The 284-nt window shown below is 63.0% G+C and carries 1 protein-coding gene; it reads right to left on the reverse strand.

The window, feature by feature from the left end:
* Positions 1–284 (reverse strand): fumarylacetoacetate hydrolase family protein (locus tag GV792_RS28865; protein WP_163828149.1); only part of this gene is annotated, 284 nt, incomplete at both ends.

Here is a 284-nt window from a genome sequence, read left to right on the forward strand (position 1 = left end):
GTATTGGGTCACGCGGAACTGATAATCCCGCACGGAGACGTCGTTGAAGACCGTATATCCCGCTACATGCTCAAGAGCGGCGTCGTTGGCGATATGGCGGCCGCCTTTCCCGATCACCACCGCCAGCTCGCCTTCCCAGTCGACCTGCTCAGAGACGGTCGGGACGATGATCGGCGCGCCGTCGGGAATCAACGTGGCCGCGAAGCGCGGGAACAGGATCGGAATCTCCGATACTTGCAAGCCGGCCTCGGCGGCGTGCTTGCCGTAATTGCGCGCCACGCAGA

It is taken from the genome of Nocardia cyriacigeorgica (genome assembly GCF_010868145.1).
Lineage (GTDB): Bacteria > Actinomycetota > Actinomycetes > Mycobacteriales > Mycobacteriaceae > Nocardia > Nocardia cyriacigeorgica_D.